This is a genomic window from Thauera sp. AutoDN2, assembly GCF_051280715.1.
Lineage (GTDB): Bacteria > Pseudomonadota > Gammaproteobacteria > Burkholderiales > Rhodocyclaceae > Thauera.
This window is the reverse complement of the sequence record NZ_JBNCAR010000012.1, coordinates 17,603-33,271: the sequence shown is the minus strand read 5'-3', so window position 1 is coordinate 33,271 and position 15,669 is coordinate 17,603. Positions and strand designations below refer to the sequence as shown.

Sequence of the window (15,669 nt, the reverse complement as noted above, 5' to 3'; positions counted from 1 at the left end):
CCGAAAATTGCCAGCGTAATTGCTACCCAATCTGGGATAGCATGGTAACAGAATATCTACCATGAATCGGACAGGAGGCCGCATGACGGGCTCGAGACTGGTTTCGCGCGGATTGAGCATGATGCGCGAATTCGTCGCAAATGCCGCTCATTTCGGCAAGCCGCCAGAAGCGGGCGACCTCGAACGCATCCGTGCGCAGCTGCAGGAGTGCGCTGAAGGACGCGGGGGCGAGGTGTCCACCCGGCAACGCGCCGGAAGGCTCGCAGAAACCTACCTGCATCTGGACGACGCGGGGCGGCACGCTTTCCTGCGCCTCATCGCACACGAATTCGGCCCCGACCCGAGACAGGTTTCGGAAGCACACGAGGCCTATCAGGCCGCGGTGGGCACGGCAGAGCAATGGGACGCCGAAGCACGCCTGCGCGCGGCGATGCGCTCGCGCAGGCTGCGCATCCTGACCCAGTTCAACGCCATCCCGCAGGGTGTCAAGTTCCTCGTGGACCTGCGTGCCGACCTGCTGCGCTTCGTCGCACAGGACCCGTCGCTGAAGCCGCTCGACCGCGAACTCGAAGCCCGCCTGTCGGCGTGGTTCGATGTGGGCTTCCTCGAATTGCAGCGCATCACCTGGCTATCGCCGGCCGCGCTGCTCGAAAAGCTCGTCCAGTACGAGGCAGTACACGAGATCCGATCCTGGGACGATCTCAAGAACCGGCTCGACTCGGACCGGCGCTGCTATGCCTTCTTCCACCCGCGCATGCCGCTCGAACCGCTGATCTTCGTGCAGGTCGCATTGCTCGAGGAGCTGGCCGACAACGTCCAGCGCCTGCTGGACATCGAGGCGCCACTGGCCGACACCCGCCGGGCCACCACGGCGATCTTCTACTCCATCAGCGCGACCCAGCCCGGTCTGCGCGGCGTGAGTTTCGGCAATTTCCTGCTCAAGCGCGTCATCGACGACCTGAAACGGGATTTTCCGCGACTGAAAACCTTCGCCACCCTGTCCCCGATCCCCGGGCTTGCACGCTGGGCGCAGCGCCACCCCGATGAGATGGCCGAGGCGTTCCTCCCGGCCGACAGAACCCGGCTTGCCGGGCTGGGGATCGCTTCGACCGACGACGCTGCACTTTCCGCGGTGCTCGAAGGCAAACCCGATTGGCAGGCCGACGACAAGCTGCGCGCGACCCTGCGCGAGCCACTACTGCGCCTGGCCGCGCGCTACTTGCTAGAAGCGCGGCGCGGCGACAAGCCGGTCGACGCGGTCGCGCGCTTTCATCTCGGCAACGGCGCCCGCGTCGAGCGCCTGAACTGGCTCGCCGACTGCTCCGCAAAGGGCTTGCAGCAGTCATGGGGAATCATGGTGAACTACCTCTACGACCCCGACAGCATCGAATCGAACCTTGAGCAGTTCGCCAGCGAAGGGCTGATCGCCGCATCCTCCACCGTACGCAAGCAGGCGCGCCGCTGAACGCGGTGCGCGCACGATCATGTTCTTCCGTTGCCGCCCCAGATCCATCCGCATGCGCCTGTTGCTCGCGAGCACGGTGGTGCAGGTGGTGCTGTTGAGCCTGCTGCTGGCGAACAGCATGCGGCTGATGAACAACGCAGTCTCGGCAACGCTAGAGACCACGATCACGCAGAACGCGAGCATTCTCCATGCGATGGCAACCGCATACGGCGAACAACAGCGCTTCGACGCGCTGCAGGACGTCCTGGGCGAGTTGCTGCATGACGCGGAGGAAGGACTCACCTACGTGCGCATCGCAGGTCGTGACGAGCGCATGCTGGTGGCCGCGGGACTGCCACAGTTGAACCGGCTGCCGGAGCCGACCGGGCAGACCAGCGGACGCCTGCAGGGGCTGGTCGGCCGCGAACTCGTTCATGTACGCAGGCCACTTCTGCTGCCGCGCAACGAGGTCGGCCTGCTGCAGTTTGGCATTTCGATTTCGTCGCTCTCGGCGGCGCGGCAGGCCATCATGAGCCAGGGTCTACTGATCGCGCTGTCGGAGATCGCGCTCACTTTCCTGCTGCTCTCGGCCGTCGGCTATTTCCTCACCCGCAATCTGCACCGGCTCCTGGACGGCAGCAAGGCCATCGCGGATGGCCACCTGGATCACCGCGTGCTCACCCGCGGCCGCGACGAGCTCGCCACCATCGCGCATCATTTCAACATCATGGCCGCCACCCTGCAGCAGCGCGTCTCAGAGCTGCAGGAAACGGCCGGCCGGCTGCGCGCCAGCGAGGAGCGCTATGCCATGGCGCTGCGGGGGGCGAACGACGGCCTGTGGGACTGGGACCTCGACACCGGTCACGCCTACTACTCCGAGCGCTTCTGCGAGATCCTCGGCCTGCCGCCTGGCGGCATGCCCGCCGAAGCCGACGCCTTCATCGACTTGGTGCATCCGCACGAGGTCAAGAGTTACCAGCAACGTTTGATCGCCCACCTGAAGGGCGAGAGCGCCCAGTTCATGATGGAGTTGCGCGTTGCCCATCCCGATGGCGAGTATCGCTGGGTGCTGATCCGCGGCGTGGCAAGCCGCAACCCCGGCGGGCACGTCTTCCGCATGGCGGGCTCGCTCGGCGACATCAACCTGCGCAAGCGCGCCGAGCAGCAGCTCCTGCACGACGCCCTGCACGACGGACTCACCGGACTGCCCAACCGCGCGATGTTCATCGAGCACGCGAACCACGCTCTCGCCCAGCGCCGGCGGGGCAACCCCAAGCAGATCGCAATCCTCACCATCAACCTCGAGCGCTTCAGCCTCGTCAACGACAGCTACGGCCACGCCGTCGGTGACGAATTGCTGCGCAGGATCGCCAACCACATCACCTCGCTGATGCGGCAGGGCGACGTCTGTGCGCGGGTCGGGGGCGACCAGTTTGCCGTACTGCTCAACGGGGTGGACAATTCCATCGAAGCCTTGCGGGTGTGCGAGGACCTGGTCGCTCTGCCCGCCTTCGCACCCAGCAACACCGACCAAGTCCTGCATCCGCGCTGCCGCGTCGGCGTAGCGATGAGCGACAGCGCGCGGGAGGACGCCGAATCCCTGCTGCGCGACGCGGACAACGCCTTGCACAAGGCGCGACGCAGCGAAACCGCTCCGATCGAGTTCTTCCAGCCCGATATGCACGCGCAAGCGGTACGGGCGCTGCAGATCGAGGCCGAGTTGCGCGCCGCCCTGGTGCGCGGCGACCTCGGTGTCTTCTATCAACCCATCGTCGAGCTCGCCACACGCCGGCTCGCAAGCTTCGAGGCCCTGGTGCGCTGGCCCCACCCGAGCATGGGCCTGCTGCCGCCTTCCGAGTTCATCCCCCTGGCCGAGACGCTCGACCTCATCCACGACGTGGGCATGCAGGTGCTGCGCAGCACCTGCCGCGACATCCGCGACTGGAGCACGCGCCTTCCACAGCAGCAGCCGGTGCGCGTGAGCGTGAACCTTTCCGCGCGACAGCTCTCGCGCGCCGATCTCGCCGAGGAGCTGCTCGCGGCCATTGCGCAGAGCGGCATCCCACGCAGCTCGGTGCGTTTCGAAGTCACCGAGAGCGTGCTCGCGGACCGCGACGGCCCCGCCATCGCCCATCTGCACGCGCTGCGCGCATCGGGCATCGACGTGCTGATCGACGACTTCGGCACCGGCTATTCGACGCTCAGTTACCTGCATACGATGCCCTGCAACCAGGTGAAGCTGGACGGCTCCTTCGTTCACTCGCTCACCCACGACGCACGCCTGCGCGCCATCGTGCGCCACAGCATCCAGCTGGCGCACGAACTCGGCATGACCGTGGTGGCAGAGTGCATCGAGAACGAGGAGCAGCTGAAAACCCTGCTCGACATGGGATGCGACTACGGACAGGGCTACCTGTTCTCCCGCCCGGTCGATCGCGATTCGACGTTTGCCTATCTGCAAGGCCTCGATCAATGATTCAAGGATCTCTCCGACGCCATCTGCTGGTAGCCGCCCTGGCCCTCGGCTTGCTGCAAGGCCTGTGCGCCCCCGCCGCGCGCGGGACCGACATCGACTGGCGCCTGTCGGGTTTCGCCACCTTGGGTGCGGTACAGACGCGCTCGGACACGCTGCAGTTCGCACGCGTGGGCATCGATGCCCCCGGGGGGCAGCGCACCGATCTCGGGCCAGATTCTGTGCTGGGCGTGCAGGCTGACGTTCGCCTGAGCGAGCGCAACGCGTTCGTACTGCAGCTGGTCACCCGCGAGACGCAGCGTGGTGACTACGACCCACGCCCCGCCCTGGCCTTTCTCAGCCACGCCCTGAGCCCCGAACTCACGCTGCGTGCGGGCCGCTTCCGCAGCCCCTTCTTCATGCTCTCCGATACCTCGGACATCAACTACAACCAGGTTTGGGTTCGCCCACCCGTCGAGGTCTACGGGCTCAATCCCTTCAGCGACATCGACGGCATCGATCTGCTTTACCGCGCGCACATCGGCGACATGTTCGTTGAGCTGCATCCGTACTTCGGCCGCAGCCGGATCCCTGTCATCAATGGCGGGCAGGCGCGCCTGAGCAAGCTTGGTGGCATGACGCTGACACTGGAGTCCGGATCGCTGAGCCTGAGCGCCGGCTATGCGAAGGCAGATCTCGCTGTCGAGCGGACCTCGCCGGGCTTCGTCGACTTTGCCTCCACACTGCCGCAAGCGCTCAGGGCGGAACTCAGCGGCTCGGGCGCAAGCGCGAGCTTCAGCTCGCTGGGCATGCAATGGGACGACGGCGTCTGGCGCTTCAGTGCAGAGGTGGCGCGCAACACCGCAAGCAAGTTCTCGAACAGCGCCACCGCTGCCTACGCTTCCGCCGGCCGCCGCTTCGGATCCGTCATGCCGTACCTGAGCGTCGCTCGCCAATGGCAGGATCAACCTCTCGTCGAAGCCGCGGAGTGGCCGGGCTACGAGGACCGGATCAAAGGGTTCAACCGCTCGCGCAACCAGGCCCAGAAGAGCTTCTCCGTTGGCATGCGCTGGGACTTCGCCCCCAGCGCGGCATTGAAGGCCGAATTCACCCAGGCTCGCACCAGTCGGAACGCGCTGGGCACTTTCATCGCCCGCGACGACCCATTCGCGCCGGGTCTCGACCGACGCACGATCAACCTGCTGAGCGTGTCGGTCGATGTGGTGTTCTGAGCGCCCCGTTTCCCTGCGCGGCTGGCTGCGCGTGTTCGCGCTGTGGCTGACGCTGCTCGCACCCGCCGCACTTGCTGCGGACGGGGCGGGGATCGTGCTGGTCAGCGCGCGTGAGGGCAACCTCCAGACCCTGGAGCTCAGCGCGGCGCAGGAGTTGTACCTTGGCCAGCGCACCCGGATCGCAGACGGCCCCTTGCTCACGGTCGTCGATTTGCCTTCCGGCCCGGTCCGGGACCAGTTCTACCAGCATCTGACGGGCAAGAACCCCAGCCAGATCCGGGCCTACTGGTCGCGTCTGGTATTCACCGGGCGGGCGCGTCCTCCACACGAAGTCGCTGGACCCGAGCATGCGATCGAGCTGGTCCTCAGAAACCCGAACGCCCTCGCCTATCTGCCCGCCAGCCTGGCCGAGCACCCTGGACTCAAGGTGCTGTTGAGGCTCGACCAGGTACCCGGCAGCGCGACACGGTAGGCGCAGAGGATCAAGCAGATGCACGAACAGATTGCACACGCTCGGCACTCGTGCTCTAATGCGAATCATTATTGTTTGCACGAAGTTTCAAATGATCGATTCTGAGATCCCGGATACTGGCTCCATGGAAAAAGGCGTGCTCGACAGCGATGACCTGCCCGGGAGCGATGCCCGCCTCAATGTCGTGCGCAGCACCCAGCTTCTCGGGCGGCAGCGCGCGATCACGATCGAACACGAGGGCAGCCATTACCTCCTGCGTGCAACGCGGAACGGAAAGCTGATCCTCACCAAGTGAGCGTGGAACGCAAGAATCTGTCTGGAGGCTAGACTATGTATGTGTGCGTATGCAATGCAGTCACGGAGCGCCAGATTCACCTGGCCGCGAGCCAGGGGACGCGCACGCTCCGGCAGCTTCGCACCGAACTGGGTGTCACCGCTGAGTGCGGTCGTTGCGCGCGTTGCGCAAGGGATTGCCTGAACTCCGCGCTGGCATCAAACCCACGACAGAGTCACGCCGCGGTATGCTCCAGCCCGGTACCGGCGTTCTCTCTCACCCTGGAGGCAGCATGAAAGGCGACAAGAAAGTCATCCAGTTCCTCAACAAACAGCTGACCATCGAGCTGACGGCAATCAACCAGTACTTCCTGCATGCACGCATGTACAAGAACTGGGGCCTGGATCGACTCGGCAAGCACGAGTACGACGAATCGATCGAGGAGATGAAGCATGCCGACCTGCTCATCGAGCGCGTCCTGTTCCTCGAAGGTCTTCCGAACCTGCAGAACCTCGACAAGCTCCTGATCGGGGAGAACGTCCCGGAATGCATGCAGGGCGATCTGAAACTCGAACTGGGTGGGCGAGCGAACCTCATTGAGGCGATCGCCTACTGTGAGTCCTGTAAGGACTACGTTTCGCGGGAGATCTTCGAGAAGATTCTCGAGGACACCGAGGAGCACATCGATTACCTCGAAACCCAGCTCGGTCTGGTCGAGCAGGTGGGACTGCAGAATTACCTGCAGTCACAGATGAGCCCGGCCTCAAGCTGACCACGTTCTCAACCCGACCACCGTTTCCAGCCCGGCTGCCCCCGCGCGGGGCAGCCCGCCTTCCTGCAACATGCACACTGCCGCACCGGTCCTGAAGACGCCCGCCCCCGACACGGCACCGATCGCCGGACGCAAGGCAGTGAGTGCTGCATCTGCGTCCATCGTGACCCACGTCGCTGCGGTCAACGCCGTCGAGTTCGAGGCGCCCCCGGCGCGACGCGCATCCGATGCCTCCCCCCAGTCCGCGCTGAATGGCGGCTCGGCAGCTCGCATCACGCTCGCCTCCCTGGTGGCCGTTGCCCATCTCGCCGCGCTGGGGGCGCTCGCCCGCTTCGGCATGCAGGACACGACGCCACCGCAGATCGCCCCGATCCAGGTCGCACTGATCCAGGCCGAGCCAGCTGCCATGGAGCAGCCCGCAAGCGCAGCCCCAGCTGAACCCGTGCCGCCGCCCCCTCCTGAAGTGCGTCCGCCAGAACCAGCGCCGCCGCCACCGCCGCCGCCACCGCCACCGCCCGAACCCAAGCCCGAGCCGACGCCCAAGCCGAAGCCTGTGGCGAAGAAGCCGACACCCAAGCCGGTGGTCCGTGAAGCACCCCCTGCCACCGACGCGCCTACCGCAACCAGCGCACCCACCGAAGCCGCACCCCAGCCTGCGCCTGTAGCAAGCGCAAGCGCAAGCGCCTCCACCCGAAGCGAAAGCACGCCGGCACTCACCCAGGCGCGCTACGACGCTGCCTACCTGAACAACCCGCATCCTGCGTACCCGATGGTGTCACGCCGCATGCGCGAGGAAGGACAGGTCATGCTGCGCGTGCTCGTCTCCGCGGAAGGACTGCCTTCACGGATCGAGTTGCGCGCAAGCTCGGGCTCCTCGCGCCTGGATCGGGCCGCTCAGGACGCCGTCGCGCGCTGGCGTTTCGTCCCTGCACGTCGTGGTAGCGCAGCGGTGGAAGCCTGGGTGCTCGTACCCATCGTATTCAAACTTCAAGGAAACTGAACATGGACAGTTCACAGGCCTTCGGCCTCGCTCACCTGTGGGCACAATCCGACTCGATCATCCGCGCCGTTGCGCTCATCCTGCTCGTCATGTCCGTCACGAGCTGGTATCTGATCCTGAGCCGCGCCTGGCGCCAGATGCGCGCCCGCGGCTACACCCGTGCGGTCGAGGCGTTCTGGGGCGCCAGCAACCTGGAGTCAGGGCTGAAGATCCTGGGTGAGCGCGCACCGGAATCCCCTTTCGAAGCGCTCGCGCAGCAAGGGGCCGCAGCCACCGAGCACATCCGCCGCCACACGCACACGAACACCCTGGGCGGACATCTCGACGCCGACGAGATCGTCACCCGTGCCCTGCGCAAATCGATGGCCCTGTCCACTGCGGGCCTCGAGGCCGGGCTGACCACGCTGGCGTCTATCGGTTCGACCGCGCCCTTCGTGGGCCTGTTCGGCACGGTGTGGGGGATCTACCACGCGCTGGTGAACATCAGCGCCTCAGGCATGGCCACCCTGGACAAGGTGGCAGGACCGGTCGGCGAGGCGCTGATCATGACCGCCTTCGGCCTTTTCGTCGCCATCCCGGCGGTGCTTGCCTACAACACGATCACCCGTGCGAACCGTGTCGAACTCTCGGAGTTGGACGCCTTTGCACACGATCTGCATGCCTGGTTTTCCACGGGTGCCCGCATTGCAAGCGTCGCGGGTGCTCAAGAGCAAGCCAGTGCAGGCTTGTGTATCGCCAGCAACAAGGCGGCCACCAGCCCCGGAGCCGCATGATGGCATTCGGCGGTTTCAACCAGGGCGACAGTCGCCCGCCGCAGAGCGACATCAACATGGTGCCGCTGATCGACGTGATGCTGGTGCTGCTGATCGTGTTCATGATCACAGCGCCCCTGCTCACCCACTCGGTCAAGATCGATCTTCCTCAGGCCTCGAGCGACGCCACCGAGCAAAAGCCCGAGAATATCGCGCTATCGATCGACGATCAGGGGCGGGTCTTCTGGAACGAGGAACTGCTGGACGCGGAACTTCTGCCCGCACGTCTTGCAAACGCGGCTGCGCAGTTGCCCCAGCCCGAGTTGCATCTGCGCGCGGATCGCAACACGCGCTACGAGGTCATCGCCGAGGTGATGTCCCGGGCCCGCAGCGCCGGCATCGAGAAGATGGGCTTCGTCACCGTGCCGGAAAACTGAGCCGACGCCACGGGCCTGCTACAAGAAACGGAAACGGCGCCCTCTCGCTGCGGCGCCGTTTCTTCTTGTCCTGCTTCCAATGTAACGGGCAGAGCGCCCCGCCGGGCGTTACGCTCAGGCCATGCGGTTGCGGACACGCACGATGACGTCGATCTCGTCGAGCACAACGCCCTCGGGCAGTTTCGGCCTGCCGACGACCTGCAACTCTTCATCGGAGACGTCGCACACCTCACCGGTGTCCATGTTGTAGAGATGGTGGTGCGGCGTGGTGGTCGAGTCATAGACCACGCGCTGCGGGTCCACGAAGAGTTCGCGGATCATTTTCTTCTCGCTGAACAGGCGCAGCGTGTTGTACACCGTGGCGCGCGAAACGTCCGGAGACAGGTCGCGAACATTCGCCCAGACCTGATCAGCAGACAGATGCACCGGCGCGGAAAACAACACTTTCGCGATCTCGATCCGCTGGTGGGTGACCGGAACGCCGGCCTTGCGCAGGCTGGCGATGGCATCGGCAGAAGTATATTCGTTCATGGCTATCCATCCCGGGGCGCTCTGAGGGCCCCTTCTCTCTGTTAAGACTGCGTATTAATGCTGGACCGAGTCGTACATTGCGTCAATAAGCCTTACGAACTAATACGGGGGGCAGTCTTGCGACCGCCCCCCGTTCGGAATGCCACTCCGGATGCGGGATCTCCCCGCCGACGCTTAATTGAACGGATTCGGCTGCGGCGTCGCGTTGCTGGACGGCGGCAGCAGCGGCATTGCGATTTCCGGGCGGTCTCCGGTCAGCGTCTTCAGGAAGGCGACAATCTTGCCGATCTCATCCTCGCTGTACTTTCGACCCAGCTGCAGGCGACCCATGACGTCCACCGCCTCCTCCAGGGTTGCGGCTTCACCGTCGTGGAAGTACGGATAGGTCAGCTCGACGTTACGCAGGGTCGGCACCTTGAAGTTGAAGCGGTCGGCATCGTTACCGGTGACGGCAGCACGACCTTCAGCCGGCGATGTGCTCTGGTACGGCTCGAACAGGCCCATGCGCTGGAACGAGGTGCCGCCCGCAGCCGGCCCGTTGTGGCAAGCCACGCAGCCGCTTTCCTTGAACAGGGTGTAGCCGGCCAGTTCCTTCTCGTTCAGCGCCTTGTCGTCACCCTTGAGCCACTGGTCGAAACGGGCATTGGGCGTAACCAGGGTTTCCTCGAACTCGGCGATCGCGTCGGTGATCATGTCGATCTCGATCTTATCCTTGCCGTAAACAGTCTTGAACTCCTCGACGTAGCCGGGGATGGACTGCAGGATGCCGACCGCCAGCGTATGCGGCATGTTCATCTCCACGTCCGCCTGAATCGGGCCGCCCGCCTGCTCCTTGAGGTCGGCCGCGCGGCCGTCCCAGAACTGCGCGATCGCGAGGCTGGAGTTGAACACGGTAGGCGAGTTCACCGGACCTGCGTTCCAACCGTGACCGATGGAGGTCTTGAGGTTATCCGTACCGCCCATCGACAGGTTGTGACAGGTGTTGCAGGAGATGATGCCGGACATCGACAGACGAGGTTCGAACCACAGCTTCTTGCCCAACTCCACCTTGGCAGGGTCGGTGACCTTGGCCGCCTCGATCGGCTGGATCGGCTCCTCCCGTACGGTGGCGGCCCAAGCGGTGCCGGCAACGGCAAACGCAACTGCGACTCCGACTGCTTTCATCTTCATCATGGTGCTTCTCCTTGCTTGCTCAGCGAATCTGCTGTGGTTCTTCCGGCGTCGGAGTTTTCCTCCGCCTTGCTGTTGATCCGATTAGACATGATCTAATTCTCCAGTTTCTTGACTATCGTCAACCTTTCCTCAAACCATGCCCCGGAACGTTGTCTTCGAGCGCGGGTCTTCCATGACCGCTCACCAATCGTCTTCATCATGGCCCAAGCGCTGCAATCTGATACATGACGGCGCCAGGCAGGCCGCTATGCTTGCACAGAGACTCTCTTCTCAAGCCGTGACTCCGCGCACGACCGACACCACAATCACATGAACACCCACACTTCCTCCTCCCGCAAGCCCGACCCCCGCTGGGGCCGCCGACTGATGCTGCTCGCCCTTCCCCTGCTTGCGGTGGGCGGCTGGTACGCATGGCCGCACCTGGTGGGCGAACGCAGCCCGCTCACCGCCTATCAGTTCAGTACCGTCCAGCGCGGCGACATCGAGGATGTGGTCACCGCCACGGGTACCCTGCAGCCACGCGACTACGTGGATGTGGGCGCGCAGGTGTCGGGCCAGCTAGACAAGATCCACGTCGAGGTAGGCGACAGCGTGAAGGAAGGGGACCTGCTCGCCCAGATCGACCCCACCGTCTATCTCGCCCGGGTCGACGCCTCGCGCGCGCAGTTGAAGAACCTGAGAGCGCAGTTGAAAGACCGCGAAGCCCAGCTCAGCCTCGCGCAGATCCAGTTGCGCCGCCAACGCGCACTCATGGCTGAGGACGCAACCACCCAGGAAAGCCTGCAGACGGCCGAAGCCTCGGCGCAATCAGCCGAGGCCCAGCTCGAGGCCCTCCGCGCCCAGATCGAGCAGATCGAATCCACCCTGCGTGCAGACGAGGCCAATCTCCAGTACGCCCGCATCCTCTCGCCGATGAGCGGCACCGTGGTGTCGATCACAGCCCGCCAAGGCCAGACGCTGAACACCAACCAGCAGGCGCCGGTGGTCATGCGCATCGCCGACCTGTCCACGATGACCGTGCAGACGCAGGTCTCCGAAGCGGACATTGGCCGCCTGCGCCTGGGCATGAGCGCCTACTTCACCACCCTGGGCGGCAGTGGCAAGCGCTGGTACGGCAAGCTCGAGAGGATCGAGCCGACCCCGACCGTCACCAACAACGTCGTTCTATACAACGCACTCTTCGACGTACCCAACGCGGACGGACGCCTGATGACGCAGATGACAGCACAGGTCTTCTTCGTGGTCGCACAGGCCAAGGACGCACTATTGGTCCCGATGGCGGCACTGACCCAGGGTGCCCCCCGCCCGCCGCAGGTCGCTGGCCCTGCATCGCCCCCCGCCCCGGCGGAGACGCCCCCTGGCGGCGGCGAAATGAACCCGGGTGGCGGACGCGGCGCAGTAAAGGGCATGGGGACCGGCCGAAACCGGACCACGACCGGGACTGCAGCGGCTCCGGCGCAGGGAACGGTCAAGGTGGAGAACGCGCGCGGTGCGCTCGAAGATCGCAAGGTGGTACTGGGCGTTGCAAACCGGGTGCAGGCGCAGGTGCTCGAAGGGCTGCAGGAAGGCGAGCGCGTGGTGTCCGGTGTGGCGGTGGGCGCAGGCAGCAGCGGCCCGGCGAGGACACCGCGCCTATGAAGCCGGAAGCCCTTCCCGCACGCGAGACGCCCACCACGCCAGATCAGGGCGCAGGTGGCCTGACGCAGGCCGGGGCTGTCCGCCAGCCACTGATCGCGCTCTCGAACATCACGCGCAGCTTCGTGAATGGCGAGGTCGAGACCCGTGTGCTGCACGGCATCGACCTCACGATCCATGAAGGTGAATTCGTCGCCATCATGGGCGCCTCGGGCTCTGGCAAGTCGACGCTGATGAACATCCTCGGCTGCCTCGACCGGCCGAGCAGCGGCGTCTACCGCTTCATGGGCGAGGATGTGGAGGATTTCGGGCGTGATGAGCTCGCCCGCCTACGCCGCGAGGCCTTCGGCTTCGTGTTCCAGAGCTACAACCTCATCGGCGGAGCCACTGCGCGCGAGAACGTGGAGGTGCCGGCCGTCTATTCCGGCATGCCGCGCGACGAGCGCCACCTCCGCGCCGAGGAACTGCTCGACAAGCTGGGGCTGGCCGAGCGGGTGCACCACCGCCCGAACCAGCTCTCCGGCGGTCAGCAGCAGCGCGTTTCCATCGCGCGCGCGCTGATGAACGGCGGGCGCATCATCTTCGCCGACGAACCCACCGGCGCGCTCGACAGCCGGAGCGGGGCCGAAGTCATGAAGCTGCTGCGCGAGCTCTCGGCATCAGGGCATACGATCATCCTCATCACGCACGAGCGCGAGGTCGCCGAGCAGGCGCAACGCATCATCGAGATCCGAGACGGGCGCATCGTGTCCGACCCGGGCCCCTGCCTGCCCGAGGGTCCAGCCCCCGACTTCAGCCCGCATGTGGATCGCACCTCTCCGCTCTCGGACGTGGTCGAGGCCACCCGCACCGCGCTGCGCGCCTTGCGCGCCAATCTGTTCCGTACCGTGCTGACCCTGCTCGGCATCGTCATCGGCGTGGCCTCGGTGATCGCCATGCTCGCGATCGGCGACGGCGCCAAGCAGAAGGTGATCGACCAGGTCAGCGCAATGGGCACCAACCTGCTCACGGTGCGCCCGGGCGCACCAAACACGCGCGGGCGCGACGCGCCTGCCACGCTGGTCGTCGAGGACGTGCAGGCCATCGCCGAACTGCCCAATGTCCTCGCCTCGGTGCCCGAGCAGGGCGCCACGATCACCCTGCGCGCCGGCAACGTCGACCACCGAAGCAGCGTCAATGGCACCTCGGCCGACTATATCGTCGCTCGCAACTGGGCGACTGCCAGCGGCACCTTCTTCAGCGCCGAGGACGAAGCCCGCTACGCCACTGTCGCGGTGCTGGGCCAGACGGTCGCGCGGGCGCTGTTTCCAGGCGGCGACGCGGTCGGCGAATTCATTCTGGTCAACAACATACCCTTTCAGGTCGTAGGCGTAATGACCCCGAAGGGGGCCACGCCCTGGGGGCAGGACCAGGACGACATCGTGTTCATGCCGTTCACCACCGCAAGCCTGCGCATCACCGGCCAGCGCTTCCTGCGCAACGTGACGGTAGCGGTCGAGGACGTGGCGCGCATCGACGACACCCAGGCCGCGGTGCAGAGCCTGCTGCTCGCCCGCCACGGCGTGGAGGACTTTCAGATCCGCAACATGGCTTCCGTGATCGACACGGTATCCGAAACGCAGAACACGCTCACCATCCTGCTCGGCACGGTCGCGGCGATCTCGCTGCTGGTGGGTGGCATCGGCGTCATGAACATCATGCTGGTGTCGGTGACGGAACGCACGCGCGAGATCGGCATCCGCATGGCCACAGGTGCACGCACACGGAACATCCTGCAACAGTTCCTCATCGAGGCACTGGTGGTTTCCGCTGTCGGCGGGCTGATCGGCGTTGCCGTCGGGCTCGGTAGCGCAGCCATCATCGCCAGCTTCGGCACCGCAGTGCAGTACTCGCTGCTGCCGGTGGTGCTCGCCTTCAGCTGCGCCTTCCTCACCGGACTGGTGTTCGGCTACCTGCCGGCGCGCACGGCCGCGCGCCTGGATCCCGTCGTGGCCCTCGCCTCCGAATGACATTCCCGAGCAATTTCACTCCACCGGAGCGGGCTTGCCCGCACATCCCCACCCGGACGACATCCATGCAGCCTCATCGCACTGCCCTGCGCCGCAGTCTCCTCCCCGTGCTGACCGCCCTTCTCGCGGCCGGCTGCGCGATCACCGAGCCCGTCGCCCGCCCGGACCTGCCCCTGCCGAACGCATGGGCCGAAAGCGAGCCCGATGCCAGCGGCGCCGTCGATGCGGCCTGGTGGCAAAGCTTCGGCTCAACCCAGCTTGACGCCCTCGTCACGGAGGCGATGACCTCGGCGCCTGATCTACGCATCCAGGCCGAGCGCGTGGTGCAGGCCGAGCTCACGCTGCGCCAGGCCGGCGCCTCGCTCTTCCCGACACTGAATCTCAGCGGTGGCGGCGGCACGCGCAATGTAGATGGCAACGAGTCGGGCTCGACCGACCTGAGCCTGGGCGCCAGCTATGAGCTCGATCTGTGGGGTCGCATCGCCGCCGGCGTGGACGCCAGCCGCGCCAGCCTCGCGGCAAGTCGCCATGACTACGACGCCGCCCGACTGTCGATGAGCGCAAGTGTCGCCACAACCTGGTTCCAGGCCCTCGCGCTGCAGGAACGCGTGGAGATCGCCCGCCAGAACCTTACCCTCGCCGAGGGCGTGCTGCGTGTGGTGCAAGCCCGCTACGACAACGGCGCGGCCTCTGCACTCGATCTGAGCCAGCAGCGCAGCACCGTCCTCACTCAGCGCAAGGCCATCGAACCCCTGGAAGTACAGCTTCGCCAGACACGCAGCGCGCTCGCCCTCCTGCTTGGTCGCAACCCGCAGGCCCGCTTCACGACCGACGAGCGCCTCGAGGCCTTGCGGGTGCCAGGCATCGATGCGGGCCTCCCCTCCGAGTTGCTGCTACGCCGCCCCGACCTCGCCGCCAGCGAAGCCCGTCTCATCGCTGCAGCCGCCAACATCGCGGCAGCGCGCGCGGCCCTCCTCCCCGGCATCAGCCTCTCGGCCGGCGCTGGGCTTGGCAGCACCGCCCTGCTTTCACTCGCCGACACCACGCGCACACTGTCGCTGTCGGCCAGCGTGCTGCAGAAGGTTTTCGACGGTGGCCGTCTGCGTGCAGAGGTCGAGCTCCAGCGCTCACGCCAGCGCGAACTGCTCGAAACGCACCGTCGTGCTCTCCTTGTCGCCCTCAAGGAAGTGGAAGATGCACTCGCCGACGGCGCACGCGACACCCGCCAGGAGGCCGCACAGCGCGAGATCCTGACCGAAGCGCAGCGCAGCCTGCGCCTGGCCGAGCTACGCTACCGGGAAGGCGCAGACAGCCTGCTCACCGTACTCGACGCCCAGCGCACCCTGTTCTCAGCCCAGGACCAGCTCGCCCAGTTGCGCCTGGCCCGCCTGAACAATGCGGTGAACCTGTACAAGGCGCTCGGCGGCGGCTGGCAGGGCACCTGAAGGCGGCCGACTGGGGCGCGAGCACATCCGCGCAAAACATC

Annotated in this window: 15 protein-coding genes; 13 read left to right on the top strand and 2 right to left on the bottom strand. The window is 65.7% G+C overall.

The features are described 5' to 3' along the window. Positions 1-82: 82 nt before the first annotated feature. The 10 genes from ACPT9U_RS08935 to ACPT9U_RS08890 all read left to right on the top strand — a co-directional run bounded on the left by ACPT9U_RS08935 (position 83) and on the right by ACPT9U_RS08890 (position 8,835). On the top strand, positions 83-1,465 hold the full coding sequence (locus ACPT9U_RS08935; RefSeq protein ID WP_435750651.1) for a malonyl-CoA decarboxylase: 1,383 nt from the start codon (positions 83-85) through the stop codon (positions 1,463-1,465). A gap of 52 nt (positions 1,466-1,517) precedes the next feature. Beyond that, the gene (locus tag ACPT9U_RS08930) at positions 1,518-3,920 is read left to right on the top strand and encodes an EAL domain-containing protein (RefSeq protein WP_435750650.1); all 2,403 of its coding nucleotides are present in this window, start codon (positions 1,518-1,520) and stop codon (positions 3,918-3,920) included. Then, complete coding sequence (locus ACPT9U_RS08925; protein ID WP_435750649.1) at positions 3,917-5,128, top strand: hypothetical protein; 1,212 nt, start codon at positions 3,917-3,919, stop codon at positions 5,126-5,128. Before ACPT9U_RS08930 ends, ACPT9U_RS08925 begins: the two co-directional genes overlap by 4 nt. Beyond that, positions 5,115-5,600 (top strand): hypothetical protein, encoded by a 486-nt coding sequence (locus ACPT9U_RS08920; RefSeq protein ID WP_435750648.1) that lies wholly within the window; start codon positions 5,115-5,117, stop codon positions 5,598-5,600. The genes ACPT9U_RS08925 and ACPT9U_RS08920 overlap by 14 nt, the downstream gene beginning before the upstream one ends. Before the next feature lie 91 nt (positions 5,601-5,691). Continuing rightward, positions 5,692-5,895, top strand: coding sequence for a hemin uptake protein HemP (hemP, locus tag ACPT9U_RS08915; RefSeq protein WP_418363713.1), 204 nt, complete (start codon positions 5,692-5,694; stop codon positions 5,893-5,895). 35 nt (positions 5,896-5,930) lie between these two features. Next, positions 5,931-6,170: a (2Fe-2S)-binding protein gene (locus ACPT9U_RS08910; protein ID WP_435750647.1), complete on the top strand. Its 240-nt coding sequence runs from the start codon at positions 5,931-5,933 to the stop codon at positions 6,168-6,170. After that, on the top strand, positions 6,167-6,646 hold the full coding sequence (gene bfr, locus ACPT9U_RS08905; protein ID WP_435750646.1) for a bacterioferritin: 480 nt from the start codon (positions 6,167-6,169) through the stop codon (positions 6,644-6,646). Before ACPT9U_RS08910 ends, bfr begins: the two co-directional genes overlap by 4 nt. A 70-nt stretch (positions 6,647-6,716) precedes the next feature. Then, the gene (locus tag ACPT9U_RS08900) at positions 6,717-7,646 is read left to right on the top strand and encodes an energy transducer TonB (protein WP_435750645.1); all 930 of its coding nucleotides are present in this window, start codon (positions 6,717-6,719) and stop codon (positions 7,644-7,646) included. A 2-nt stretch (positions 7,647-7,648) separates the two neighbouring features. After that, positions 7,649-8,419 (top strand): MotA/TolQ/ExbB proton channel family protein, encoded by a 771-nt coding sequence (locus tag ACPT9U_RS08895; RefSeq protein WP_435750644.1) that lies wholly within the window; start codon positions 7,649-7,651, stop codon positions 8,417-8,419. Beyond that, complete coding sequence (locus tag ACPT9U_RS08890) at positions 8,419-8,835, top strand: ExbD/TolR family protein (protein WP_435750694.1); 417 nt, start codon at positions 8,419-8,421, stop codon at positions 8,833-8,835. Before ACPT9U_RS08895 ends, ACPT9U_RS08890 begins: the two co-directional genes overlap by 1 nt. Positions 8,836-8,949: 114 nt before the next feature. Here the strand turns inward: ACPT9U_RS08890 and ACPT9U_RS08885 are convergent, their stop codons facing one another. After that, entirely contained in the window at positions 8,950-9,366 is a 417-nt protein-coding gene (locus tag ACPT9U_RS08885) for a Fur family transcriptional regulator (RefSeq protein ID WP_418363718.1), read from the bottom strand. A gap of 174 nt (positions 9,367-9,540) precedes the next feature. Continuing rightward, positions 9,541-10,536 carry a cytochrome-c peroxidase gene (locus tag ACPT9U_RS08880; protein ID WP_418363790.1) on the bottom strand — a complete coding sequence of 332 codons (996 nt, stop codon included), beginning with the start codon at positions 10,534-10,536 and terminating at the stop codon, positions 9,541-9,543. A gap of 312 nt (positions 10,537-10,848) precedes the next feature. Between ACPT9U_RS08880 and ACPT9U_RS08875 the strand changes: the two genes are divergently transcribed. The 3 genes from ACPT9U_RS08875 to ACPT9U_RS08865 all read left to right on the top strand — a co-directional run bounded on the left by ACPT9U_RS08875 (position 10,849) and on the right by ACPT9U_RS08865 (position 15,628). Continuing rightward, positions 10,849-12,177, top strand: a complete 1,329-nt coding sequence (locus ACPT9U_RS08875; protein ID WP_435750643.1) for an efflux RND transporter periplasmic adaptor subunit — start codon at positions 10,849-10,851, stop codon at positions 12,175-12,177. Further along, complete coding sequence (locus ACPT9U_RS08870; protein WP_435750642.1) at positions 12,174-14,183, top strand: MacB family efflux pump subunit; 2,010 nt, start codon at positions 12,174-12,176, stop codon at positions 14,181-14,183. The genes ACPT9U_RS08875 and ACPT9U_RS08870 overlap by 4 nt, the downstream gene beginning before the upstream one ends. A gap of 65 nt (positions 14,184-14,248) precedes the next feature. After that, a complete protein-coding gene (locus ACPT9U_RS08865) occupies positions 14,249-15,628 on the top strand; it encodes an efflux transporter outer membrane subunit (RefSeq protein WP_435750641.1) in 1,380 nt (459 codons plus the stop codon). Positions 15,629-15,669: the final 41 nt, after the last annotated feature.

Coding starts and splice junctions, on each gene's coding strand:
- ACPT9U_RS08935 (WP_435750651.1), top strand. CDS start 83: ATGACGGGCTCGAGACTGGTTTCGCGCGGATTGAGCATGATGCGCGAA.
- ACPT9U_RS08930 (WP_435750650.1), top strand. CDS start 1,518: ATGCGCCTGTTGCTCGCGAGCACGGTGGTGCAGGTGGTGCTGTTGAGC.
- ACPT9U_RS08925 (WP_435750649.1), top strand. CDS start 3,917: ATGATTCAAGGATCTCTCCGACGCCATCTGCTGGTAGCCGCCCTGGCC.
- ACPT9U_RS08920 (WP_435750648.1), top strand. CDS start 5,115: ATGTGGTGTTCTGAGCGCCCCGTTTCCCTGCGCGGCTGGCTGCGCGTG.
- hemP (WP_418363713.1), top strand. CDS start 5,692: ATGATCGATTCTGAGATCCCGGATACTGGCTCCATGGAAAAAGGCGTG.
- ACPT9U_RS08910 (WP_435750647.1), top strand. CDS start 5,931: ATGTATGTGTGCGTATGCAATGCAGTCACGGAGCGCCAGATTCACCTG.
- bfr (WP_435750646.1), top strand. CDS start 6,167: ATGAAAGGCGACAAGAAAGTCATCCAGTTCCTCAACAAACAGCTGACC.
- ACPT9U_RS08900 (WP_435750645.1), top strand. CDS start 6,717: ATGCACACTGCCGCACCGGTCCTGAAGACGCCCGCCCCCGACACGGCA.
- ACPT9U_RS08895 (WP_435750644.1), top strand. CDS start 7,649: ATGGACAGTTCACAGGCCTTCGGCCTCGCTCACCTGTGGGCACAATCC.
- ACPT9U_RS08890 (WP_435750694.1), top strand. CDS start 8,419: ATGGCATTCGGCGGTTTCAACCAGGGCGACAGTCGCCCGCCGCAGAGC.
- ACPT9U_RS08885 (WP_418363718.1), bottom strand. CDS start 9,366: ATGAACGAATATACTTCTGCCGATGCCATCGCCAGCCTGCGCAAGGCC.
- ACPT9U_RS08880 (WP_418363790.1), bottom strand. CDS start 10,536: ATGAAGATGAAAGCAGTCGGAGTCGCAGTTGCGTTTGCCGTTGCCGGC.
- ACPT9U_RS08875 (WP_435750643.1), top strand. CDS start 10,849: ATGAACACCCACACTTCCTCCTCCCGCAAGCCCGACCCCCGCTGGGGC.
- ACPT9U_RS08870 (WP_435750642.1), top strand. CDS start 12,174: ATGAAGCCGGAAGCCCTTCCCGCACGCGAGACGCCCACCACGCCAGAT.
- ACPT9U_RS08865 (WP_435750641.1), top strand. CDS start 14,249: ATGCAGCCTCATCGCACTGCCCTGCGCCGCAGTCTCCTCCCCGTGCTG.